At 45.7% G+C, this 24,231-nt stretch carries 22 protein-coding genes and 1 pseudogene; 7 read left to right on the top strand and 16 right to left on the bottom strand.

Translation table 11 applies throughout. The features are described from left to right. Window positions 1–72: 72 nt before the first annotated feature. From F941_RS01300 to F941_RS01265, 8 genes and pseudogenes are all read right to left on the bottom strand, one after another. The gene (locus F941_RS01300) at window positions 73–399 is read right to left on the bottom strand and encodes an H-NS histone family protein (protein WP_026253436.1); all 327 of its coding nucleotides are present in this window, start codon (window positions 397–399) and stop codon (window positions 73–75) included. 141 nt (window positions 400–540) lie between these two features. Then, window positions 541–969, bottom strand: coding sequence for an acyl-CoA thioesterase (locus tag F941_RS01295; protein WP_005006958.1), 429 nt, complete (start codon window positions 967–969; stop codon window positions 541–543). Between the two features lie 11 nt (window positions 970–980). Continuing rightward, the gene (locus F941_RS01290) at window positions 981–2,174 is read right to left on the bottom strand and encodes a hypothetical protein (protein WP_005006956.1); all 1,194 of its coding nucleotides are present in this window, start codon (window positions 2,172–2,174) and stop codon (window positions 981–983) included. A gap of 6 nt (window positions 2,175–2,180) precedes the next feature. Then, entirely contained in the window at window positions 2,181–3,020 is an 840-nt protein-coding gene (locus F941_RS01285) for a hypothetical protein (protein ID WP_005006954.1), read from the bottom strand. Continuing rightward, the gene (locus F941_RS01280) at window positions 3,017–3,787 is read right to left on the bottom strand and encodes a uroporphyrinogen-III synthase (protein WP_005006952.1); all 771 of its coding nucleotides are present in this window, start codon (window positions 3,785–3,787) and stop codon (window positions 3,017–3,019) included. The genes F941_RS01285 and F941_RS01280 overlap by 4 nt, the downstream gene beginning before the upstream one ends. 5 nt (window positions 3,788–3,792) lie before the next feature. After that, window positions 3,793–4,710, bottom strand: coding sequence for a hydroxymethylbilane synthase (gene hemC, locus F941_RS01275; protein WP_005006949.1), 918 nt, complete (start codon window positions 4,708–4,710; stop codon window positions 3,793–3,795). Window positions 4,711–4,817: 107 nt separating this feature from the next. Next, window positions 4,818–5,558, bottom strand: coding sequence for a LytR/AlgR family response regulator transcription factor (locus F941_RS01270; protein WP_005006948.1), 741 nt, complete (start codon window positions 5,556–5,558; stop codon window positions 4,818–4,820). A gap of 54 nt (window positions 5,559–5,612) precedes the next feature. Then, window positions 5,613–6,767 (bottom strand): annotated as a pseudogene (locus F941_RS01265) (sensor histidine kinase). On the opposite strand from F941_RS01265, the gene argH reads away from it, so the two are divergent. Further along, the gene (gene argH / locus F941_RS01260) at window positions 6,758–8,188 is read left to right on the top strand and encodes an argininosuccinate lyase (protein WP_005006944.1); all 1,431 of its coding nucleotides are present in this window, start codon (window positions 6,758–6,760) and stop codon (window positions 8,186–8,188) included. The pseudogene F941_RS01265 and the gene argH overlap by 10 nt on opposite strands. Window positions 8,189–8,200: 12 nt before the next feature. Next, the gene (locus F941_RS01255; protein ID WP_005006940.1) at window positions 8,201–8,473 is read left to right on the top strand and encodes an oxidative damage protection protein; all 273 of its coding nucleotides are present in this window, start codon (window positions 8,201–8,203) and stop codon (window positions 8,471–8,473) included. A gap of 715 nt (window positions 8,474–9,188) precedes the next feature. On the opposite strand, the gene pgsA is transcribed toward F941_RS01255, so the two are convergent. The 3 genes from pgsA to uvrC form a co-directional block, all read right to left on the bottom strand. Then, complete coding sequence (gene pgsA, locus F941_RS01245; RefSeq protein ID WP_035361610.1) at window positions 9,189–9,776, bottom strand: CDP-diacylglycerol--glycerol-3-phosphate 3-phosphatidyltransferase; 588 nt, start codon at window positions 9,774–9,776, stop codon at window positions 9,189–9,191. A 107-nt stretch (window positions 9,777–9,883) separates the two neighbouring features. Further along, window positions 9,884–10,678, bottom strand: a complete 795-nt coding sequence (locus F941_RS01240; protein ID WP_005006936.1) for a thioesterase family protein — start codon at window positions 10,676–10,678, stop codon at window positions 9,884–9,886. Window positions 10,679–10,836: 158 nt separating this feature from the next. Beyond that, entirely contained in the window at window positions 10,837–12,636 is a 1,800-nt protein-coding gene (gene uvrC / locus F941_RS01235) for an excinuclease ABC subunit UvrC (RefSeq protein WP_005006933.1), read from the bottom strand. A 250-nt stretch (window positions 12,637–12,886) separates the two neighbouring features. On the opposite strand from uvrC, the gene F941_RS01230 reads away from it, so the two are divergent. After that, a complete protein-coding gene (locus F941_RS01230; protein ID WP_005006932.1) occupies window positions 12,887–13,939 on the top strand; it encodes an AAA family ATPase in 1,053 nt (350 codons plus the stop codon). 186 nt (window positions 13,940–14,125) lie between these two features. On the opposite strand, the gene F941_RS01225 is transcribed toward F941_RS01230, so the two are convergent. Next, window positions 14,126–14,536 (bottom strand): PH domain-containing protein, encoded by a 411-nt coding sequence (locus F941_RS01225; RefSeq protein ID WP_026253438.1) that lies wholly within the window; start codon window positions 14,534–14,536, stop codon window positions 14,126–14,128. Between the two features lie 460 nt (window positions 14,537–14,996). Between F941_RS01225 and fadB the strand changes: the two genes are divergently transcribed. Both fadB and fadA read left to right on the top strand, forming a co-directional pair. Continuing rightward, window positions 14,997–17,150, top strand: coding sequence for a fatty acid oxidation complex subunit alpha FadB (gene fadB, locus F941_RS01220; protein ID WP_005006930.1), 2,154 nt, complete (start codon window positions 14,997–14,999; stop codon window positions 17,148–17,150). A 12-nt stretch (window positions 17,151–17,162) separates the two neighbouring features. Then, window positions 17,163–18,335, top strand: coding sequence for an acetyl-CoA C-acyltransferase FadA (gene fadA, locus F941_RS01215; RefSeq protein ID WP_005006929.1), 1,173 nt, complete (start codon window positions 17,163–17,165; stop codon window positions 18,333–18,335). Between the two features lie 51 nt (window positions 18,336–18,386). Here the strand turns inward: fadA and F941_RS01210 are convergent, their stop codons facing one another. Together F941_RS01210 and tehB are read right to left on the bottom strand one after the other, a co-directional pair. Next, window positions 18,387–19,520, bottom strand: a complete 1,134-nt coding sequence (locus tag F941_RS01210; RefSeq protein WP_005006928.1) for a hypothetical protein — start codon at window positions 19,518–19,520, stop codon at window positions 18,387–18,389. A 24-nt stretch (window positions 19,521–19,544) separates the two neighbouring features. Further along, window positions 19,545–20,417 (bottom strand): SAM-dependent methyltransferase TehB, encoded by an 873-nt coding sequence (tehB, locus tag F941_RS01205; RefSeq protein ID WP_005006926.1) that lies wholly within the window; start codon window positions 20,415–20,417, stop codon window positions 19,545–19,547. A gap of 283 nt (window positions 20,418–20,700) precedes the next feature. Here tehB and F941_RS01200 point away from each other — a divergent pair, with 283 nt between their 5' ends. After that, window positions 20,701–21,399: a YidX family protein gene (locus tag F941_RS01200; RefSeq protein WP_005006923.1), complete on the top strand. Its 699-nt coding sequence runs from the start codon at window positions 20,701–20,703 to the stop codon at window positions 21,397–21,399. A 281-nt stretch (window positions 21,400–21,680) separates the two neighbouring features. Further along, a complete protein-coding gene (locus F941_RS01195) occupies window positions 21,681–22,250 on the top strand; it encodes a hypothetical protein (RefSeq protein ID WP_005006920.1) in 570 nt (189 codons plus the stop codon). 343 nt (window positions 22,251–22,593) lie between these two features. Here F941_RS01195 and F941_RS01190 read toward each other — a convergent pair whose 3' ends face one another. Together F941_RS01190 and F941_RS01185 are read right to left on the bottom strand one after the other, a co-directional pair. Next, the gene (locus F941_RS01190) at window positions 22,594–23,343 is read right to left on the bottom strand and encodes a hypothetical protein (protein ID WP_005006918.1); all 750 of its coding nucleotides are present in this window, start codon (window positions 23,341–23,343) and stop codon (window positions 22,594–22,596) included. A gap of 262 nt (window positions 23,344–23,605) precedes the next feature. After that, window positions 23,606–24,112, bottom strand: a complete 507-nt coding sequence (locus tag F941_RS01185; protein ID WP_005006916.1) for a hypothetical protein — start codon at window positions 24,110–24,112, stop codon at window positions 23,606–23,608. Window positions 24,113–24,231 lie beyond the last annotated feature (119 nt).

The raw sequence follows: 24,231 nt of genomic DNA, 5'->3' as shown, positions 1-24,231 counted from the left end.
AAAAAAAACCAAGCAGTACTGCTTGGTTTTTTTTATCCTAGACTGCTTTTATGACAGCCCAATGACGCTAAGTTAAATTAAGAAGCTTTCCAGCTTAGCGCCTTTTTCCAATTCCGCAACCAGCCAGCGCGGCTGTTTACCGCGGCCGGTCCATGTATCATTTGGATTTGCCTTGCTGCGGTAGCGCGGCTCTACTGATTTCCGCGTTGTTTTCTTACGCTTGGTCGCGCCCAGTTCTAAAATTTGATCAATGCTTAAACCGACATTTTCAGCAATCGCTAAAATTTGGTTATATGCATCTTCAACCGCTTGATCTTTTTTAGAAGCGATTAACGCTTCCGCTTCAACTTGAAGTTTTTTAAGTTCTTCAACAGATAAATTACTGATGTCTGGCATGATATTAATTCCTCAACAATGAATATGTATTATTTTACTTTAAACTCGCTCATCATATTTACATTAATATAAACATTCAATATCAATATGGGGATTAAAAACCAGATTTCTATAGTTTTAACGAATTATTTTTCAGAATTTAAATTAAATAACATGCTGCGCGCGTAATTCAATTTGTTTTATTTTTTGGCGGATCATTTCAGGCATAGCTATTTTCTGCATATTTACTTTATCAACACACACAATGACCGCTTCTGCGGCTGCCGCTATTTTCTGCTGCTGCGTGCTCCATATTAAATAACTCATTCGAATCGCGCTATTTCGAAGCTCTTCTACACGCACGCCTATTTTCAACTGGTCTGGATAAAGTATTGGACTGAAGTATTTACATTGATTCGAAGCAACCACGGTAAAAACATCCTGCTGAAAAATATCAAGCTCATCAAAATAGCAAATGCGCGCGCTTTCAATATAGCGGTAATACTGCACATTATTGACATGGCCAAATGCATCCATATCGCCCCATGCCACATTTTGCTCAAAAATCACTGGATATTCAGAAATATTAATCATTTTATTTTTCACTATATTTTAATTTCTACAAAATTTGCATTATTTTCAAAAATTAAATTTAACTGTTTAATCAAATCTTCCTGACCTGACAAATTCGATTTAATTCTTAAATAACTCATTAATACATCATCAGGATACTGGTTCAGCAATAAAGCCGCCTCTGCTGCGCGCCCGGTTGCCATATATACATGCCATTTGGCAAAACTGAAGACAGGCAATGCTGGATATTGGCTTTCCCAAGCATTAATCCGCTGCTCAATTTGTTCATAATCAGGATTCTGCTTCAGCAATTGCTGCTGGAACCACAAATAGAACGCCTCCTGGTTAAACTGCTCTGACAACAAATGCACTGCGAGCTGTTCATGCAATGCACTCATTTCCGGCATGCGCGAAAGCACTTTCAGCCATAACAGCTTAATAGGAAAGGTGCGGTTATAAATTTGATCATTCAATGCCTCATACCGCTCTTTTAGCAGCTGCAAACTATCCGGGTCTGCCTGATCAAATGCCGCCAGCAGCTGTTCCAGCCAGGCCTGTTTGGTTATTTCATCCAAATGCCCATATTTTGTAGAACGCAAATACATCCATGGAAACTGCAGCGCAAACTCTCCCCATAGCGCGGTTAAACGCTGCTCATACGCTGTGCTGACATTCTGCAGCCAAGGCGAAAGTTCATGCTGATTGAGAAACTCTAAATGCGTTAAGGCTTTTTCGCCATCCTGCTGCGCCAGGTAAACCTCAATCCGCTGCAGTTCCGCCAATTCAAAAGCCATAGGATTGGCATCCTTTAATGCATTCAGCGCATCATTATATTGCTGGCGCATCCAATATAAGCGCGCATCCATAATCCCTTTCAGCAAACCGGATTCAGTAAATGCCTGCTGAATAAACTGACGCTGGTCCTGTGCCGCATTTAACAGCCAAATGACCGCCAATTGCTCATAGGGATGCAGTTTGCTGAAACTGAAAATATTTTCCCGTTTACGCTGTTCTCTGCTTAAATAACGCTTAATGCCCAGCCAGGCCATTTGCCCAGTAAAACTTAAAAGCGCCAATATAATGAGAAAAAACCAGATATTGGTTTGAATTTGCCATTCGCGCCAATAGATATAGACATAACCGGGACCATAGCCAAAACTGAGCACACTAAATAACGCAACAGCCAATAAACTGATAAATAAATACGCGAGTAAAATTTGCTTCATATGCAATTATCCAATTAAAGCCCGTGTATTTAAACTTGGTACCGGATTGGCTGAAATTTTCTTCAAATCATTTAAACGCTGAATAAAATTTTGTGTTTTTGCATCCGGCAGCTGCTTTAAAATTTGAACTGCTAAAGTTAATTCCTGCTGAAAGGCAATATATTGCCCTTTCTGCAATTGCTGCTGAGCCAGCAATAAACGCAGCTGCGCTTCTTTTAAAATGATACTGCGGTGCATTAATACTGCATTTGGCTGCTGTACCGATTCAATTTGAATCCAGCGCTGCCAAAATGATTTGCCTGCTTGCGGCGCCGGCTTTTGATATTGCGCTTTAATTTCCCCGCCAATTTCACGGTCAAGCAAATCCAGCACTGCTTGTATTTTATTTTGCTGTTCATTATTGGCATTAATATATTGCATTACCGTATGCCGGTCTTTATCAATCACCTGGTGCAGGCTGGCTTTCAGCGCCGGGGCAAGCGGGTATGCATTTATATTCAAATTCAGCTGATTCAATTTTTCCAAAGCCAGCGAATATTGCTGCTGCTGCAAAGCGAACTCAATTAAATCAAGCTGCTGCGCAATTAAAACCGTTGGCTGCAGCGCTGCGGCGGACGGTTGCGCCAAGGCTGGTTCCGCATGCTCTGTATCGGACGAAAGCGCTGCCTTGCTGAATTGCCGGTTTAAGGCAGCCAGCTGATCATTCAAACTGGCCGTTCTCTGCTCCAGCGCATTTTGCTGCTGCATCAACGCATCCTGTGCCGCATTGAGCCGATATAAATCAAAACTGATTTTTGCAATCCACAGAACACTTAAGGCCAAGGCCAGAACAAGCAGTTTTTTCATGAATTTCCTTGCACAAGCGCTATTTGCTTCAAAATGGATTCCTTCCGCAAATCATTTAACTGATAAATAGAAAAATTATATGGATGAGCTTGCCTGTAATGCTGCAGCAGATCAGATAAGCGCTCGCCCAGCACTAAAAAATGCGCTTGATTCAGCACATCCAGATGCGCCGCAATCAGCCTCAGCCAATTCAGCCAGCTGGCTTCACTGGTCACAAGCATGCAATAGCTCTGCAGCCCTAAAGGATTTTCCATAAGAATTTTAGGAGTTTGCTCCGGGCACTGCCGCCGGTACAGCACAAAATTCAACAGCTGAACGCCTTTCTTGCGCAGTGCATCCATCATGAATTGCCTGCCGCCTTCGCCGCGCCAAAAGGCCACTTGGGCAGTATTGTCCAGCTGATGCAGCACAGGCAAATCCAGCATGCCTTCAGAGGTTTCCACCAGCGGCACATGGCTGCTGAGGCCATAAGCCTGCAAAGCCTTTGCGGTCGCTTCACCGACGGCAATCCACTGGATATGCAAAATACTGGCCTGCGTCAGGCCTGCACGCTTCAACCCTTCCATGCCGTATTGCACAGCAGAAGGGCTCACCGCCACAATCACCTGAACCGATGCCAGCGCTGCATACAGCGCAGCTAAATCTTCAGACCAGGGCATCGGTGACAGTTCCAGCAGCGGCAAGTCCAGCACATCAATCTGCTGCGCCTGCAGAAACTGCGTTAAATCAGCTGCCCGGTCGGCTGGCCGCGTGTTTAAAAAAAGCATGCGGATTAATACAGCGCCTTCAGAAGCTCACCTGCGCCTTGAGCGACTAAATCTTTCGCCAAAGCCACGCCAAGCTGTTCAGCCTCTGCCGCTGCGCCCATATATTCAGCTTTCAGCAAAATTGCGCCATCAACGCTGCCTACACGGCCTTCCAAATGAATTTTCCCATTTTGCAAAGTTGCGTAGCCCGCGATCGGCACTTGGCATCCGCCTTCCAAATACGCATTGAAAGCGCGTTCCGCCCGCACACACACATCTGTCTCAGCATGCATAAGCGGGGAAATCAAGTCCAGTACAGCTTGATCTGCATCTCGGCATTCCAGGCCCAAAGCCCCCTGTCCAACTGCAGGCAGACTGAGTTCAGGCGCAATAGCATGGCGGATGCGTTCCGCTAAGCCTAAACGTTTTAAGCCGGCGCTTGCCAGAATAATGGCATCGTAATTTCCAGCATCCAGTTTAGCTAAGCGTGTACCGACATTGCCGCGCAAATCAATGATCTGCAAATCCGGGCGCTGCTTTAAAATCTGGCATTTACGGCGCAAGCTGGATGTGCCGACTTTTGCGCCTTGAGGCAAATCATCAAAATGGCGGTATGTATTGGATACAAAAGCATCCAGCGGGTCTTCACGCTCACAGATCACGGCCAAAGCCAGACCTTCAGGCAATGCCATCGGCACATCCTTCATGGAATGCACAGCCAGATCGGCGCGGCCATCCATTAAGGCCGCTTCCAGTTCTTTCACAAATAACCCTTTGCCGCCAATTTTGGCCAATGGCGTATCTAAAATTTTATCGCCCTGTGTCACAAAGGTCACCAACTCAACCTTTAAGTCCGCATGCAGCGCTTCCAGACGGGCTTTAATATGCTCTGCCTGCCACAGGGCCAGCGGGCTTTGACGAGTTGCGATTTTCAGGGTTTTCATAAATTTTAAACGGCTGTAAGAATAAACATTATTCTAAACTTATCTTGCCGATATTAAAATGCAAGTAAATTTAAGAAAGATGACAGCATTTATTCTTTTCTGCAGCTTTACAATTTCTGAATCCGCTCGCGCAAATTCGGCAAATGCCTTCGGCTCACCGCAAGGCGCTCCTCAAGCTCGCGGCAGCGCACTTGGTATTGGCCTGAACTGACCACTTCCAAACCATCCAAATAATTGACTGAAACCAGCGCATTGCGGTGAATGCGGATAAACTGGTCGCCAAACTCTGTTTCCAGGTCTTTCAGTGTTTCATCAATCAGGACACTGCCGTTTTTATGGCGCACGGTGACATATTTTTGATCTGCTAAAAAATAATACACATTTTCAACAGGCACCAATTCAACACCGCGATAGGTCTTGGCCGCGATTTGATGGCGGCTGATTTTGAGTTCTTCCATAGTTTCTTTTTGTTTTAGACAGCTCACTTGAGCTTGGGTTAATCTTATTAAATGATCCAAAACCTGCTGCAGTTCCTGCTGCATCACCGGTTTGAGCAAATATCCTTCTGCGTTTGATTTGAATGCATCCAATGCGTGGTGGTCATATGCAGTGCAAAAAATGATTGCCGGCATCGGTTCAAGCTGGCGCAAATACTGAGCGCAGGCTAAACCATCCATTTCCGGCATTTGTATATCCAACAGCACAACATCGGGCTCAAGGCTTCTCGCTAATTCGACCGCCTGCTGTCCATGTGTTGCATGACCTGTCACTTGGTGCCCCAATTGAGTGACTAAGCGTGACAAGCGCTCTAATGCAAGAGGCTCATCATCACAAATCAGGATGTCCATTTCTCCTCCTTACTCAGCTACCATCATTTTTTTTATAGGTTAACTGCACTGTTTTTACTTATATCGATATTGCACTACAGTCGTAAACATCCCTTCTCCTGCAAAGCTTTGGAATGCTGCAGATGAACCATAATACGCTTTCAGCCGCTGCTGCACATTTTCCACTGCAATACCATGTCCTTGACGTAAAGTTATTTTATCCTGTGCGTATGGGTTAGTAATGACTATATTGACTTGATTTTGCAATATTTCAATCAATATGCTTATCGTACTCTTAGTTAGAATTTTTTCAACTCCATGAAAAATACTATTTTCCACTAAGGGTTGTAAAGTTAGCAGCGGAATTTGTACGCGCGTGTACATTTCCGGATTAACCAATTTCCATTCAACCTTTAAGCGCTCTCCCAGCCGGATTTGCTCAATGGCTAAATAGCGCCGGCATAAATCAATTTCATCACTCAGCGGCACCAGCTTCAGTTCCTGGAAGCTGGCGCGAAACAGGCGCGATAAATTCAGCAGCATTTCTTCGGCTTTATCTGGATCAATGCTGATGAGGCTGATGGCGCTGTTTAAGCTGTTAAATAAAAAATGCGGATGAATGCGGGCCTGCATGGCCTGAATGCGGGCATTCAGCTCACTGTTCTGCTGCCGGCTCCATTGTTCACGCAAATATAAATAGCGGAAGCAAAATGCCCCCAGCAGCATGCCAAAACTGAGATTCATGCCTGCACGGCTGAACACGGTTCCCCAGCTGAGGCCAGCAAAGCTGAAGCTCTGCCCAAAATACATTAAAATATTCAGAACGAGTGTGGTGCACAGGACAATCAGCTGCAGCAGCAAAAAGCCCAGCAGCAAGGTCAATTTCAAATTTAAAGGCGATAAGCGCTGATCGAAATATTCCACAATCGCCGCGAAAGCCAGCAGCACCCAATTGATGAATAAAATATGCTGTATCAGGCTGCTGAAGCTTAAATTTGACCATGACTGCGCCTGCGCTAAAGCCAGCACCAGCGCCAAAATATTGCCGGCAGTAAACAGCTCAAGGACATACTGCCAGCGCCCAATCCTGCTGGAAAAAAAAGAAACCTCCATTTGCCCTCACTGCTCGAAAAAGATTGATGAACTTGCACTTCGGCAATAGGGTTCGAATTTGCTATACTCTTGGACAGTTCTACTGCTTTTTATCTTATTGAGCCGACATGACCACATCTTCTAATTCCTCAAATCCGTCACAAGCCCAAACTTCGGGCATGTGGGGCGGCCGTTTCTCTGAAGCAACTGACGCTTTTGTTGCTGAATTTACAGCATCTGTTCAATTTGACCAACGCTTTTATAAACAAGATATTGCAGGTTCTATCGCGCATGCAACCATGCTTGCCAAAGTTGGCGTATTAACCGAACAGGAACGCAATGACATTGTTAACGGCTTAAATACGATTAAAGCTGAGATTGAAGCAGGCAATTTCGAATGGCGCATCGACTTAGAAGATGTGCACATGAATATTGAGTCGCGCTTAACGCAGCGGATCGGCATAGCTGGCAAAAAGCTGCATACGGGCCGCAGCCGCAATGACCAAGTGGCAACAGACATCCGTTTATATGTGCGTGATGAAATTGATGCCATTTTGCAATTGCTTGAAAAATTGCAAAATGGCATTTTGGGCTTGGCTGCAAAAAACACCAATACCATCATGCCGGGCTTCACGCATTTGCAAACTGCGCAGCCTGTGACTTTTGGCCACCACTTAATGGCCTGGTTTGAAATGCTGGTGCGTGACTCTGAGCGCTTGATTGACTGCCGCAAACGCACCAACCGCATGCCATTGGGTTCAGCGGCGCTTGCAGGAACCACCTACCCGATTGACCGCGCCTATACAGCGGAACTGTTAGGCTTTGAAGCCGTTGCAGAAAATTCGCTGGATGCGGTGTCTGACCGTGATTTTGGCATTGAATTCAATGCTGCGGCCTCGCTCATCATGATGCACTTATCGCGCATGTCTGAAGAAATGATTTTATGGACATCTGCACAATTCAAATTCGTGAACATTCCAGACCGCTTCTGCACCGGCTCTTCAATCATGCCGCAAAAGAAAAATCCGGATGTGCCTGAACTGATCCGCGGTAAAACCGGCCGTGTGTATGGTGACCTGATGAGTTTGCTGACCCTGATGAAAGGCCAGCCTTTGGCTTACAACAAAGACAACCAAGAAGACAAAGAGCCTTTGTTTGATGCCATTGATACCGTCCGCGGTTCGCTCATGGCATTCGCTGACATGATTCCTGCATTGGTTCCCAACATTGAAATCATGCGTGAAGCGGCGCTGCGCGGTTTCTCTACTGCCACCGACTTGGCGGATTATCTGGTGAAAAATGGCGTTGCGTTCCGTGATGCGCATGAGATTGTGGGTAAAGCGGTCGCGCTAGGCGTGCAAGAATCTAAAGATTTGTCTGAACTGAGCCTTGAGCAGCTTCAGCAATTCTCAGACTTGATTCAAGCCGATGTCTTTGAAAAAGCACTCACTTTGGAAGCATCTGTCAATGCCCGCAACCACATTGGCGGGACTGCGCCAGCTCAGGTAGAAGCCGCCATTGAACGCGCTTATGCCCGTTTGGAAAAACTTTACGCTTAAAGGATAGGCGCCATGACTCGACAAATATTTTGCCGCAAGTATCAAAAAGAAATGGAAGGATTGGATTTTGCACCGTTTCCCGGCGCAAAAGGCCAGGAATTATTTGACTCTGTGTCCAAAGAAGCTTGGCAGGAATGGCTGAAGCACCAGACTACGCTAATCAATGAAAAGCGTTTAAACGTGTTTGAGCCGGATGCGAAAAAGTTTCTTGAAGAACAGCGTGAAAAATTCTTTAACAATGATGAGTCATTGGAAAAAGCTGAAGGGCTAAAGCCTGAGGCGTGATAAAGCGGAGCACTGCTCCGCCACGCCGCAAGACAAGAAGCTATGCTTCGAGTGGAAAAAATAAAGCGCTGCTTTAATTTTTATTCAAGACAAACACCGAAGGTGTGCGCAGGCTTTAATCTGAAAAATCCCCCATCCTTGGGGATTTTTTATGAGCTGCCTTTATAGGCTGCCTTATTGTTCTGAAAGACAAGCGAAGCGCACAGCTCCAAATGCCATCAAGGAATCTGAAACAGCTCCTTTTTTTATCAAGCAAAGTACTGCGCCGCCTGAATACAAAATCAGCCATTTTGCATGCAGCCCATCGAAAAGCAGAACGTTTAAGTTTTTAAAATTTAAACATTCCTTTGCACAGTATTTTTAAACGCAAGAGAAGCATAGAATTTGTATCAAAATTAGGAAATGTAAATCTGCGATACATTCTCTTAATAAAACGCAGCATTACAATACAAGAACCTACATGATTTTGGCGTTGCGAGTTCCTATAATCGGTTTCAAGAAGATGGAAACATCTTCGAATAATAGTGATAAGTATCCCCAATTTTCTTCCCAGATTTCCCCCAAAGTCTGGGATTTTTTTTTATTCTAATGCCTGCAGATTCTGCAATCTTTGACTTGAGTCAATAGCCAGCCTGAAATGTGCTGCCGGCTGGCATTTTTAAATATTAAAGTCGACATAAAAAAACCCCATAAAGGGGCTTTCAGAGCTCTAAGCTTAAGGCTGCTTCAAATACGGCCATGCTGCTTTTAAATAAATAAACATTGACCATAGCGTTAAAATCACTGCGGTATACAGCAGCGCATAAGCCAGCATTTCCAGCGGCGGCCAATTCAGCAGAAAGACGGAGATCGCAATCATTTGGAATGCTGTTTTGTATTTGCCCACTGTGGATACCGCAACACTGGTGCGCGCGCCCAGTTCCGCCATCCACTCGCGCAGCGCAGACACGGTAATCTCACGTGAAATAATCACAATAGCGGCAAAAGCCATCGAAATCGTGGGCTGCCATTGCACCAGCACAATCAGCGCCGCCGCTACCATCAGCTTATCTGCAACAGGGTCCAGAAAGCGGCCAAAGGCTGAAGTCTGGTTTAAGGTGCGCGCCAAATAGCCATCGAACCAATCCGTAACCGCAGCCACTACAAAAATCCCCGTCAGCAGCATATGCCGGCTCATGCCGGCATCATGGCCTTCAACTCCCATGGCTGGCGGCCAATAGGCCACAAGCAAAAATACCGGAATTAAAGCAATACGCGCTAAAGTTAAAATGTTTGGAATATTCAGGATTCGACCTGCAGTCATAGACACCGCCAATGTTTCCCCTTCATGCACGATGCAAATGCACAATATATTGAGGATTTACCCTTCGTTAATTCTGTTCACTTTATACGAAATGGCCTAAAGTGTCACTAGGCAAACACGGTAACTGTTTGCCGTGAAATCGCGATCAGCCGGCCTTCTGCATCCCATAAATGCGCATATTCCGTCGAATAGCCGTCTCCTGCATAGTCGGTAAATACTTTATATTTAAACCAATCCTGCACCTGATGCTGCAGCGGGTGCACATACGTCAGATGCCATGTCAGCGAACTGGCTGGCGCCATGCGCGTATACATCGGCAGCACACCGGGCGGCCACATATCGAAAGCCACCATTAAATCCGCCACCGTCATCTCGCGGTTTTCATGCCATGCCGGATCAAAACGGAACCAGCCGCCAAAATCAGGCTGCTGGGCTGCAGTACAAGGATACTGCCCTTCCGCCCATGCCATTTGCATCTGCTTAAAGCATTCCGGCGCCAAAGGATGATGCTGCGCAATCTGCAGATCTTCAACAGCAGGATAATCTGGCGCTGCCCGCTCATGGCTCACCTGAATAGATGATTCGCGCTGCGCGCCAAAGCTGGCCAGTAAAATGCTTTGCACCGCGCCATCCTGCCAAAGCCGGACTTCCACGGTAGTCACAGATTTTCCTTCACGCAGGATTTCCGCAGTCAGCTTCACTGAACTTAATTGCACAGGCCCGACAAAAGTCACACTGGCGCTGAGCAAGCGCTTCCCCTCATCGGCCACCGCCAGCACGGCTTTCTGCATCAGCATGCCCGCCACCAAGCCGCCATAAATCGTGCGCCCCTGCAGCCAGCCTTGCGGAATATCGACTGTATCTGACTGCTGAATCTGCTCATATAATGCGGTTAATGACATGCTGCTTCCCTGCTGAACGCCAACGTGGTGGCCGATACGCTATCTTTATTGGAATGGCCGCTGATGTAAATGCTCAATGACCCATGGGTCATTGAGCATTTTAGCCAAGCGCTTCCATTTTCAGCACAGCGCTTTAAGTCCGCCTGCGCCCAGGCAATTTATTCATGCAAAATTTTATAAATGGTGCGCGCCATCACATCCCCCAAACCTGGCACCAGTTTCAATTCATTTTCCGAGGCTTTCAGCACGCCTTGAATGCCGCCGAAGTGGGTCAATAAGTCACGGCGGCGTTTCGGCCCCAAACCCGGAATGACTTCAAGCACTGAAGAACCGCGTTTTTTATCCCGCTTAGCGCGGTGTTTGGTAATGGCAAAGCGGTGCGCCTCATCACGCACCTGCTGAATTAAATGCAGCGCTTTGTGGTCTTCAGGCAGCTGAATTTTCGTGCCATCGGTAAAATGCAGCGTTTCGAGGCCCGGCTTGCGCCCTTCCCCTTTGGACACACCAATCATAAACGCATCCAGCTCCAGTTCCCGCATCACCTCCATTGCCATATGCAGCTGGCCTTTGCCGCCGTCGATCAGCAGCAGGTCAGGCAGCATGGCTTTTTTATAGCGGCGGGTCAGCGCCTGGCGCATCGCCGCATAGTCATCGCCTTCGGTAATGTCATTGATGGAAAACTGGCGGTAATCGCGCTTGCGTGCGCCGCCTGCATCAAACACAACACAGGAAGCAACCGTGGCTTCCCCCATGGTATGGGAAATATCAAAACATTCAATGCTGTCAATGGGCCTGCCCGCCACCTGTTCCAGCTGATGAAAGCGTTCATTCAATTCAAAATGATTGGCCAGCTTGCCTTTAATGGCGTGCTGCACGTTCATCTGCGCCAGCTCCAGCCATTCAGCGCGGGTTTCACGCACACTGTGCTTAATTTGAATCTTTTTCTCAAAGTGCTGCTGCAGCGCCTGCTCCAGCTCTTTGCGGTTGACCGGTTCAACATTCACAATCAATTCAGCTGGAATCTCATCTGCCACCTGAAAATAAAAGTTGGCGATGAAATCTGACAGCATTTGCGCCAGATCATCACCCAGCATATCGGGGAAATAGCTTTTGCCGCCCAGCATCTTGCCATTGCGCACATGCATAATCTGCACGCAGGTCACCCCCGCATGGTAGGCAATGGCGATAATATCCGCCTCGCCTTTGACCTTGTAAATCGCCTGCTGCGCCTGCACATCCCGCAGCAGCGCCATGCGGTCACGGTAAAATACCGCTTTCTCAAACTCCAAAGCTTCGGCCGCCTGCTCCATTTTTGCAATCAGTTCTTGATTCAGCTCTTTGGTATCCCCCTGCAAAAAACGGATCGAGTTATCGACATCATTTTTATACTCTTCAGGGCTAATCAGTCCCACACACGGCGCTGAGCAGCGCTTGATTTGATACTGCAGGCACGGGCGCTTGCGCTGTGAAAAATAGCTGTTTTCACACTGGCGCACATTGAACAGCTTTTGCAGCACCAGCAGCGTATCGCGGGCATTGTAAGCGCTTGGATAGGGCCCAAAAAACTTGCCGGCCTGATGCTTGCCCTTGCCGCGGCCTGACGCAATGCGCGGATACGGCTGATCTGCGGAAATGAAAATATAGACGTAGGACTTATCGTCCCTCAGCATGATGTTGTAGGGCGGCCGGTGCAGCTTAATCAGATTCTGCTCCAGCAGCAGCGCTTCGGTTTCAGAACGGACGACTAAGGTTTCGATGTCATAAATGCGCGCTACCAACGCCTGCGTCTTCGGGTGCTCAATGGTTTTGACAAAATAGCTGGAGACGCGGTTTTTTAAATTTTTTGCTTTGCCCACATACAGCAGCTCGCCATCCTTGCCCAGCATGCGGTACACGCCTGGCAAAGTCGTCATATGGGCTAGAATTTTTTCAATATGTTCACGCGCGTTTTCGTTCACTGGCGGCCTGTCTTCTGCTGATTCACTGCATTGCTGCGTCTATGCTACATGATGTGATGGTTTAAGCCGTATTTTCAAGCATTCCCCCCTGAATTTTACGGCGCTGGCAATAACATGATTGCTAAAAGCTATTATTGAAAAAACTGAAGTTTGCTATGCTCAAAGCGTGCGGAATGTATTGTTGAGGCGCCTGTTTTTTGATGGCTCTTTTCCCAGCCAATCCAGTTTTAAACCCAAGGAATCAAACGGAATGAACACAGCCCATCCAGCCCTCCATGCCGTGCAGCCCAGCACTTCAACATACAGCGCATCGGAAAAAGACCGCTTGATTGGCAAGCCGCGCTTTCATTTTGAACCGCAGGCGGTGATGCAAAGCTTAAGGCAGCGGATTATTGGGCAGGATGATGCGCTGAATGAAATTGAAAAAATGCTGCAGGTCGTCAAAGCGGATTTTTCCAGTCCTGAACGCCCGCTATCGGTGACCTTAATGCTGGGCCCAACCGGGGTCGGCAAAACCGAAACTGTGCGTTTAATTGCTGAAGCTATTTATGGCCGTTCAGACGCCTTTTGCCGCATTGATATGAACACCTTGGCGCAGGAACATTATGCCGCAGCCATTACCGGCGCGCCTCCGGGCTATGTCGGCTCGAAAGAAGGCCACAGCCTGTTTGATGAAGCCGCCATAGCAGGCTCACATACCCGTCCGGGCATTGTGCTGTTTGATGAACTGGAAAAAGCCTCGATTGAAGTGCTGCGCGGCCTGATGAATGTGCTGGACACCGGCACGCTGACCCTGACGGCAGGCACCAAAACCATTGATTTCCGCAACTGCATGATTTTCATGACCAGCAATATCGGCGCGCAGGCAGCGCAGCTGTACTTGGATAAATTGAATTTCCTGCCAAAAAAAATGCAGGATCTGTGTTTAAAGCGCGTACCGACACAGCGCATTATTGAAAAAGCCATGCAGCGTAAATTCGATCCTGAATTTCTCAACCGCATTGACCGCGCCCTGCACTATCGGCCGGTGCAAAATGATGCCTTGCCAAGGCTGGTCGAAATTGAACTAGAAAAACTCAATCAGCGCCTGCAGCATCAAAAACGCAGCCTTTCCTTAACAGAAAGCGCCAAAGCGCATTTTTGCCAAGGGCATGACATCCGCTACGGCGCCCGGCATTTGGCGCGCAGAATGCGCACCGAGCTTGAACCGATTTTGGCCGTGCATTTTCTCACCCACCCCGAGCAGGCCGCACTGCATATAGACTGTTCAAACGGCCAGCTGACGGTAAAGTCCTCTGCCTGAACAAACAGCGGATTTATTGGCCCAACCCGCAGCAACAGGCCTGATCCATATGTTATGAAGCTGTGATCAACAAATCGGTCAGATATTCCTGTCAAAGGATAAAACAAGCAGAATGGTTAAATACAGCGAATCAAGAATACTGCCTTCATGTATGGATCAGGCACTCCAATTGCTGAAATAGATGCGCTAAATCTTTGACATCAATAGGCTAGTGAAACCCTGCTTGTCTTTTGGGGAAACCAATACAGATTTAATTTTTCCATCTTTCAGATAATCAACTTTCAGACGGTCAAGGGACAGCGCAGGTGATGAAACGGAGTTGGACGTCGGAGAAATGCCCTGAATATCAGCCATAGGAATATTCCTGTTCAGCCACATGCAGCGGATATTCAATTGCCCGTTAGCCACTGTATACTGCGTCGTCCAGACCGGCCACCAGATCATTGCAATAGTCAGCACATAAACCGCGGTATGCTCCGGATACTCTGCCATGGTGCCCTTCGCATACATGGTCAGCAGCAGCTGTATCAGCATCCCCGTCAAACAGATCACAAACCCCATTACCCACCAGTCAATTTTACTTCGAAATCTTTGCATAGCCGGAAACCATAATTTTTCAATGCTTATTTTTGCAGTGTAAATTAATCCCATATTTTTTTCATGGATTAATGATCAACACTGCAAAACTAATCCTCATAAAAAACGCGCCGCAGGGTATTTTGAGTTGCAATTGACTTTTCTGACTGCAAATAAAGACCCGTCTACAAAAAAAAACAGTCCATTGATGGCATAAATCATGCCGTTACGAATTTTAAAATACCTGCTGAAACAATCAGTTCCCATACACTATCTGCTGCAGATGCAGGCATGGCGCAGTTCAGCCCCCATTGATGAGAAAAAAAATTGATGACCCTTGCGTCACGGCTTGATACAACTTGTTATGTTCTTTTTAGATATAGTTATCGTAAGATTAGCGAGGCAAAAAGTGCGCAGGAATCGCGTACTCACCGCTTCAAAACATCAACTTAGAAGTCCTCCAAAATAAAGGAGATCAGGCATGATCCACGCTGGCAATGCCATTACCGTCCAAATGCTTTCGGACGGAATTGCAGAATTCCGCTTTGACTTACAAGGTGAGTCGGTCAACAAATTTAACCGTGCAACAATTGAAGATTTTAAAGCTGCAATTGACGCGGTTAAAGCAAACGGTGACATCAAAGGCTTAATCGTTACTTCGGCTAAATCTACATTTATCGTTGGCGCAGATATTACTGAATTTGGCGCAAACTTCGCTCAAGGCGAACAAGCGATTGTGGATTGGGCATTGCCTGTTCACGACATCTTCAATGCGTTTGAAGATTTAGACATTCCTAAAGTTGCAGCAATCAATGGCATGGCATTGGGCGGCGGCTTTGAAATGTGCCTCGTGTGTGACTATCGCGTGATGTCAGAAGCGGCGCAAGTCGGCCTTCCTGAAATCAAACTGGGCATCTTCCCTGGTTTCGGCGGTACAGTTCGTTTAAGCCGCCTGATCGGTATCGACAATGCAGTTGAATGGATGGCCATGGCCAATCCTAAAAAACCAGCTGCTGCGCTGAAAGACGGTGCGGTTGATGCGGTTGTTGCTGCGGATAAACTGCAAGACGCTGCAATTGACTTGGTTAAACAAGCCCTTGCTGGCCGTGTAGACTGGAAAGCAAAACGCCAGGAAAAACTTGACCCAGTTAAATTGAACCCAATCGAACAAATGATGGCGTTCAACTCGGCGAAAGGTGCAGTTCTTGCAAAAGCAAATCCTGCTCAATACCCTGCGCCTAAACTTCTTCTTGACTCATTACAAGCAGGTGCAAGCCTTCCGCGTAATGAAGCGCTTCAAGCTGAAGCGGCTGGTTTTGCAAAAGCAGCCATTACACCACAAGCAAATGCGTTAATTGGTCTATTCATCAATGACCAAGTGGTGAAGAAAACTTCGAAGAAATATGAAAAAGGTGCGCACCCTGTCAACCAAGCGGCTGTATTGGGCGCGGGCATCATGGGTGGCGGTATTGCTTACCAAGCGGCAAGCAAAGGCACACCTATCATCATGAAAGACATTGGTAACCCGCAACTTGCTTTGGGTATGAAAGAAGCCAATGGCTTACTGACCAAGCAAGTTGAACGCAAAAAAATGACCCCTGCAAAAATGGGTGAAACACTTGCGCGCATCCGTCCAACTTTAAGCTATGACGAGTTTAAAGAAGTGGACATCGTGATTGAAGCGGTGACTGAAAATCCAAAAGTAAAAGGCATTGTACTTGCTGAAACTGAGAAAAATGTTCGTGACAACACGATCATTGCTTCAAATACTTCAACAATTTCAATCACACGTTTGGCTGAAAACCTACAGCGTCCTGAAAACTTTGTCGGTATGCACTTCTTTAACCCAGTACACATGATGCCATTGGTAGAAGTGATCCGTGGTGAGAAGACTTCGGCTGAAGCAATTGCGACCACTGTGGTTCTTGCTCAGAAAATGGGTAAAACACCGATTGTTGTCAACGACTGCCCTGGTTTCCTTGTAAACCGCGTATTGTTCCCTTACTTCGGTGCATTTGACCTGCTATTGAAAGACGGTGCTGACTTCCAGCAAGTCGACAAAGTCATGGAAAAATTCGGCTGGCCTATGGGTCCTGCTTACCTAATCGACGTTGTTGGTATCGACACGGGCGTTCACGGTGCAGAAGTCATGGCTGAAGGTTTCCCTGACCGTATGAAGCCTGACTTCAAAGGTTCAATCGAAATCATGTACGAAAACAAACGTTTGGGTCAAAAGAACGACGTTGGTTTCTACAAATACGAACTTGACCGTAAAGGCAAAAAAGCCAAAGTGGTTGATCCAACTGCATATGAGCTTGTTGCTACTGTGGCAACTGCGGAAAAACGCGAGTTTGATGCTCAAGAAATCATTGACCGTATGATGCTTGCTTTCTGTAACGAAACTGTTCGCTGCTTAGAAGACAACATCGTAGCGACTGCTTCTGAAGCAGACATGGCGATGATTATGGGTGTAGGTTTCCCTCCATTCCGTGGTGGTCCATGCCGTTACATCGACCAAACAGGTGTTGCTGAGTACGTTGCACTTTGCGACAAATACGCACACTTAGGTAAGGCTTATGAAGCGCCACAGATGTTGCGTGACATGGCTGCTAACAACAAAAAATTCTACGGTTAAGGAGCAACGTGAATGGCTACTTTAAATCCACGTGACGTTGTCATCGTTGATGGCGTACGTTCAGCAATGGGTAAAACCAAAAACGGTATGTTCCGCAATGTACGTGCTGACAGCTTATCGGCTGAATTGGTTCGTGCTTTAGTTGCCCGCAACCAGTTTGACACCAATGAAGTTGAAGACCTGATCTGGGGCTGTGTAAACCAGACTCTAGAACAAGGGATGAACATTGGCCGTAACATCGGTTTATTGGCTGACCTTCCAAAAACTGTGGCAGGTCAAACGGTTAACCGTCTTTGCGGTTCATCTATGCAAGCGCTGCACACGGCTGCTGCACAGATTGCTACCAACCAAGGTGATATCTTCATCATCGGCGGTGTAGAGCACATGGGTCACGTCGGCATGATGCACGGCATCGACCTGAACCCAGAAGCGTCTAAGCACTATGCAAAAGCGTCTAACATGATGGGCTTAACGGCTGAAATGTTAGGCCGCATGAACGGCATTACCCGTGAAGAACAAGATGCGTTCGGTGTTGAATCTCACCGCCGCGCTTGGGCCGCAACGCAAGAAGGCCGTTTCAAAAATGAAATCGTGGGTGTTGAAGGTCATGATGCCAATGGCTTCAAAATCCTTTGCGATATCGATGAAGTGATTCGTCCAGATGCAAACCTTGAAGCATTCAAAGGTTTGCGTCCTGTATTTGACCCGAAAGGCGGTACGGTAACAGCAGCAACGTCTTCAGCTTTGTCTGATGGCGCATCTGCAATGCTGCTCATGTCTGCTGAGCGTGCTCAAGCTTTAGGTCTTAAGCCACGTGCTGTAATTCGCTCTATGGCGGTTGCAGGCTGTGATGCTGCGATCATGGGTTATGGTCCTGTACCTGCAACTCAAAAAGCGCTTAAACGTGCTGGCTTAAGCATGGCGGATATCCAAACCATCGAGTTAAACGAAGCGTTTGCTGCTCAAGGCTTATCAGTGATGAAAGGCCTAGGTGTTTATGAGAAGCAAGACATCATTAACTTAAATGGTGGTGCGATTGCATTGGGTCACCCATTGGGTTGTTCTGGTGCTCGTATCACAACCACGTTGTTAAACGTGATGGAACAACAAGATACGCAAATTGGTCTTGCGACTATGTGTATCGGTTTGGGGCAAGGTATCGCGACTATTATCGAACGTGTTTAATATTTAGTTAAATACTGAGATAAAAAGAACCCCGCTTATTGCGGGGTTTTTTTAAGGGTTTGATTTAAAGTTTTTTAATAAATTTGAGACATGCTCCATCCCATCAAAAGTTGAGGGTATATTTTCATCTGAAGAAACAATGGAGGAAAATATAATATTCTCAAACTTTTCAAAACCTTCTTTATTGGCTTCTTTGAGCTCTTTCGATTTTTCTGCATAGCTTTGAATAAATTGACACAATGTCATACGTAATTCGAGTTGCATGATTTGAGATTTGACCGATTTGATATTGTGTAAAACAATTCTAAAAAACCAAAAAAGAACGAATAAAAGCGTTAGTGTTGGAAAAACAATAAATAACACTTTCGTTGAATCTATACTATTTAAATTATCAAATACCCATGCCAGTTCTAAAAGGGGTATTGATATAATGATAAGCCCTATAAAAAAATACTGAATTTTTAAACTATCAAGTTCATCGACTTTCTTCTTGAGAAGGCTTGAAAAACCTTGATATAGACCTACAAAATTAAAAGCTGTCTGATAAGTATCTAACTTATCTTTAAGAACTTCTACAGCCGACTTTTTCTCTTGAAACTCATTATTCCATGTATCTATTTTAGATATAGACTCATTTTTTGTTCGTATAAATTCTTCAACCTTATTAATATCTGTACTTTTGATTGCATTTGATAAAGCTCTAGCATGATCAGAATGGAATTCTTCTTGCATGATGAGAGTTGGCAGATCATCTAATAAATTTATACACCATGAAGATTTTTCAAAAAATTCCTTCCTATTTCGTCTAATCAATTCATTTAATGAATAAAAATCATCCCTTTCATCTATACTATAATTCCCTCTAAAACTTAATTCTCTTAGATAAATCACTAAAAATAAAGCCAGCCTATGTAAACGAATAACTTCATCATCTTTACTAAAGCTTGCAAATCCACCGTCCCAAGCTCTCATTAACTTTAATCCTCGATAATTTCGACATGTAATTAGCTGGGCATTCAGCCTATTAACAAAAGAACTATCATTTATAATCGAGTGAAAAGCTAAAAGGTTCTTAGCTAGTAGCCCATCAAAATCACTTTGACTCTCATATTTTTCTGCAATTCCAAGAATTTTATTTATAGTATCTAAAGATTCTTGAATCTCAAATTCAAATTTTTCACCCATTATTTCCCCCACCTAAAGTAAAATCTATTGGCCAATAATACGCTGCGCCAATAACGTCGCAAAATGCTGTTGAATCCGCTCACCCTTCTCATCGACCCGATGTAACTCCCCTACATTTTCATTGTATTTCACAATGTTCCAGCCATCGTATAGCGCACTTAACTCTCCTGCTTTAAACGAAAAAGGAAAGTCAGGCTGTACAGGAATATCATCGGTGTCCATCGCACACACGATCAAGTTAAACCCGTTCACTTTGGTTGTTTGCTGCATCTGTTGAATTAGTGGCTTCACGGTTTGGGCTTCTAAAAACATCATCACCACCGTACAGCAAATAAAGTCGTATGTACCTGTAATGCTTGGGTCAGCATTGAGGTCACGCTGTTGTATATGAATCTTTTGAATACCTTCGGTATCTATAATCTGCTGTAATTTTTGCAAACTTTGCGGATTCACGTCCCAAGCATCCACCTCAAAGCCCTGCTGACTTAAGTACAGTGAATTTCGCCCTTGTCCACAGCCGACATCCAAAGCCCGGCCACCGTGTAAATACGGCGTAGCTGCCAAAATTTCTGAGTGCGTAGGTGAAAGCTGATATTTCTTATAAAAATAATCCTGCTGGGTACAGTAAAATTGCAGCTGACACTCTATATCATCACTGGTCGAAACAATTTTGTGCCATGCTTGAGGCTGAATAAACGGCGGCTGTTGCTCAGGTGTAAACAGATGTTCAGATTGCACTTGGCCTGCCTTATCTAAAAAAGCAAAGCGCAGTTCCCCTTGATAAATTTTTAACTTGGCCCACGTGCCCGCTTTGGTATTGTGCTGATTTTTAAACCCTTGCGGAATGGTCTGCGCAGTCCACACAGGAAGTTCTTTATAACAAATCAAGTCTTGCATCAGCCGATTCCCACTCTTGTTATGACGTATTCGCCAGTCCATACTTTTTATTAAGCTCTTACATGATCATAGCCAGTTCAGACTCAAATGAACATTCATTCAGTATCTAGAAACTACAGATCAGTAAGAAATAAAATCCGTCGCTCCCCTACATTGCGCAACTCATAGAACTTTCATGACTTTAAACTTTTGGGTTTTGACGCCTTTTTGAATGTTTTAATGATAGGCTGAAAGACAATAAAAATTCAGCTTAGCTATATTTCAAATGATTCGGAGTCTATCGATGTTTGCATCACCTTTAAAAACCATCATTTGCTTAGGCGTCATGGGGACATTATTCACAGGCTGTGCCACCAAAACCCTGATGACCAAAGACAATAAAACCTATACCCGCACTAACCAAGTCACCTTGATCGAAGACCAAGTGGTGGCTTTTGGCAAACCTGCTCAGCCTTTGCCGAATTTACCTGCGCATAGTTTAGTGATTGCAGGGCAGCAAAAGAGCTATGTCCTTACCCAAGGCGGGCCTCAATTTGTCAGCTTGGTTGGGAAACTCGACCCGAGAAATATCCAAGTCACCCGAGAACTGAGTTTCTATTCAGAAAAGAATGATGGCCATTTTACAGGAACACTGCCGCTATCTTATGTGAAACTCAAAGAAGACATCAGCAAAAAAGATCTGGAATTTTTTATTGAAAATGGCGCGAAGGAATGTTCAAGTTCCAGTGATGAACGCATGTTGGCACAGCGTTTCTGTTTTGAGATCAAACTGGCAGGTGTGGTCTACCCTGCCGCGAACAATTTAGCCTCTTTAAAAGCCCTGAGTAAGCCTTATCAGGTGAGTATTTATACCCATCAAGAGGAAAGCTATAAATCCAAGTCAGGCATGAATCCTTTTGAAAAATTAGTGCTGCTGCCTTTTGCCGTGGCAATCGACGTGGTCAGCCTGCCTTTCCAAGCTGCCGATAAAATTTTTGACTGACCGTCCTATATCCATTTTGCCAAAAATAAAAGCCCCTCAACATTAGGGGCTTTGATGTTCAGCGATGAACAAGAGCTAATAAATAATATGCAGAGACCGATTTAAAAAATAGAAAGCCAAAGTGTAACGGTCCGAAACATCATGTTATGCCTCTGTAAATATAGTTGATTATTCACACAATTTTAGCCTGTTCCATAATCAATAGCCTAAATCCATGTTTCATAAGCATTAACATAGCCAACTCTCCCTCCAACCGAATCATAAAATTCAGGATGCTACCCATGAATGCGATGAAAACTGCTATGGCGATTGCTCTAGTTGCAGGCACAACTTCTGCGATGGCTGCAGAAGCGGCTCCAGCGGCGAACCCGCTTGCGCAAGTTAAAGCGGACGCCGTTAAAACAGCCGCTGCTGTGAAAACCAATACTGCAGCTGCTGCAAAAAAAGCTGCAGTTAAAACTGTTGCCGTAAAAGATGCTGCTGTTAAAACCGCTGTAAACGTGAAAGACGCGGCGGCTGCCAAAACTGCTGCTGTAAAAGACGCAACTGTTACAACTGCTGTAAACGCGAAAGATGCTGCTGCCGCTGAAACAGCTGAAGTTAAAGACGCAGCTGTTAAAACCGCTGTAGATACGAAAGATGCCGCTGCCGCTAAAACAGCTGAAGTTAAAGACGCTGTTGCAGCTAAAGCTGAGGCGGTAGAAGCGGCTGAAGTGAAAGCTACAGCAATGACTGCTGAAGCCCAAAAAGCATGTGCTGAAACATGCGCAGAAAAAACAGCTGAAGCTGCAAAAGCGCAAACTGAAGAGAAAAAAGGTTTCTTCTCTTGGTTCAAGAAAAAAGCGGCTTAATTTAAGCGCTGCTGTTTAAAAAGACGCCTGAAAGGCGTCTTTTTTTATAATCGCGGTTCAGGCAAACTGCCGGCTCAATTCTAAAATCAATACTGGCTGCGGGCATCTTCAAAAATACTGCCCCGTCTTAGCTTGAAGCATCACAATCGGCTCTGTACTGTGCCAATCATCCATTGCATAAAAACAGGGGCTGAAGAAAAAACCAGTACTCGCCTGCGCAATACCGTTTACAGCAGAAACATTTTCCAGAATTTCACCGGCCTGGCGCAAATGAATGACAGCTCAGCAGCCCTCGTCTCAAATGCCATGATGAATGCTGCAGGCTGCCTCCTGAAAAGGCGGATTAAAGCTTCTCTGCAATCTCTTTGCGGTTCTGCACGCTGACCTGCTTCATTTGCTGATTCAGCGCCAGTATCTCCTTATAGAGCGCATTAAACTCCGCTAAAGGCGCGTCTTCATAAAACATAAAGGTCTTCCCGCGCTGTTCCCATCTATTGTTTTTCAGCACCTCAAAAATTGCATCGGCTTTGGCCAAGCTTTGCTTCTCCAGCTCAAACAGCGCATGCGCATCATCGCTGTGCTGGCTGTCTCTCAGGCTCTGCGCCAGCTGATGGCGGTATTTGCTTTTAATCGGTAAATTCTTGGCCTGCTCCAAACTGTTTTGTTCAAATTGCTGCATTTTCTGCGCATAGCTCTCCACTGCCGCATGCACATTTTTCAGCATTTCTTCAGTTGCTTGATAATTCTGCTTTTTATCGGCTGCGAGGCGGTCAATATCTAAAAAATGATCCCAATCCTGCGCTTTAAGTTCACGGATATAGGCATTTCTGGCCTCGGCGCTTTGTATCATCTGCGTCAGCACAAAATTCGCCATCACCTGATAATCGCCCTGCAGCCGCGGATCTGCAATATCGACTTGAATGGGTTTGGATGTGTCTTTGGCCTGAGCAAAAATCTGCTCGGTTTTTTCCAGCAGCACGGTTTGATAGGCTTGCAGCTGGCCTGCTTCTTTTTGCTGCGCATAGTATTGATAAAACAGCCCGCCAAAGATAATTACGGTAGCGGCGGTTAAAATAATAAAGATACGTGGCATAAAACGCTCCGAATCCAGTTTCTTTACAGTTTAAATCTAAAATACACAAATGGCGAATAAATAAGCAAAATTCAGCTTTACCGCTTTTAAATTCAAACTTTTTTTTGCGCGGCATCGGTTTTGAATTTAAAAAAATCCGCCTGAAAAAATTTGAATTCAAAACGCAATTTCCCTGAAATGACGCAAAAATCAGGCCTGAAAATTAAAAAATCCGCACATTGATTGCGGATTTTCACGTTTTGAATTTAAAACCATTGCGCGCTTACTTGCGAGGCAGGCCTTCCAGCATTGAGCGGTCGATAGTGCCTAAATTGATTTGTTCACGGCTGATTTGTACATTGGTGGCATCACGGTTGATGCCAAAAGGCTGAAGCATGATGTAAAGGCCATTGCGCGGATCCGAAGACTGCAGGCCGCTGGCGATATTCAACACATGCTGCTGCAGCGCTGGCGGCAAACTGGATAAATTCGGCGACGGCTCTGCTGGCAAAATATCTAAATTGGCCACAATTGAAGGATCCACCACAAAGGACTGGGTGTCTTCTTCAATTTGCATTACCCGGTGCTGCAGCGCTTTGCGGCGCGCAGTTTCCTGCTGATAAGGCACCACGCCGGTTTCTTCACGCAATTCGGGTTCAGCCAGAACGGTCAGCACAGGCAGGCGCACAGCCTCTTCATGCTCCTGCGGCGGCTCTGCAGCAAATGCAGACATTGAAACAGCGCCTGCCAGCGCAAGAACGGTATAGCTCAGCGGTTTAGGGAGATTCATATCACTGTACTCAAATCAAATACGGAAAAGATAAAACATCTTATGAATAGCTATAATTGTACAATAAACCGCCATGCACATCGTTTTTCTCAGACCAACGGCACCTGAGCGCCGCAGCA

It is taken from the genome of Acinetobacter bouvetii DSM 14964 = CIP 107468, from assembly GCF_000368865.1.
GTDB lineage: Bacteria > Pseudomonadota > Gammaproteobacteria > Pseudomonadales > Moraxellaceae > Acinetobacter > Acinetobacter bouvetii.
Note: the sequence above shows the minus strand (reverse complement) of the source record. Positions and strands in the feature narration are given on the sequence as shown.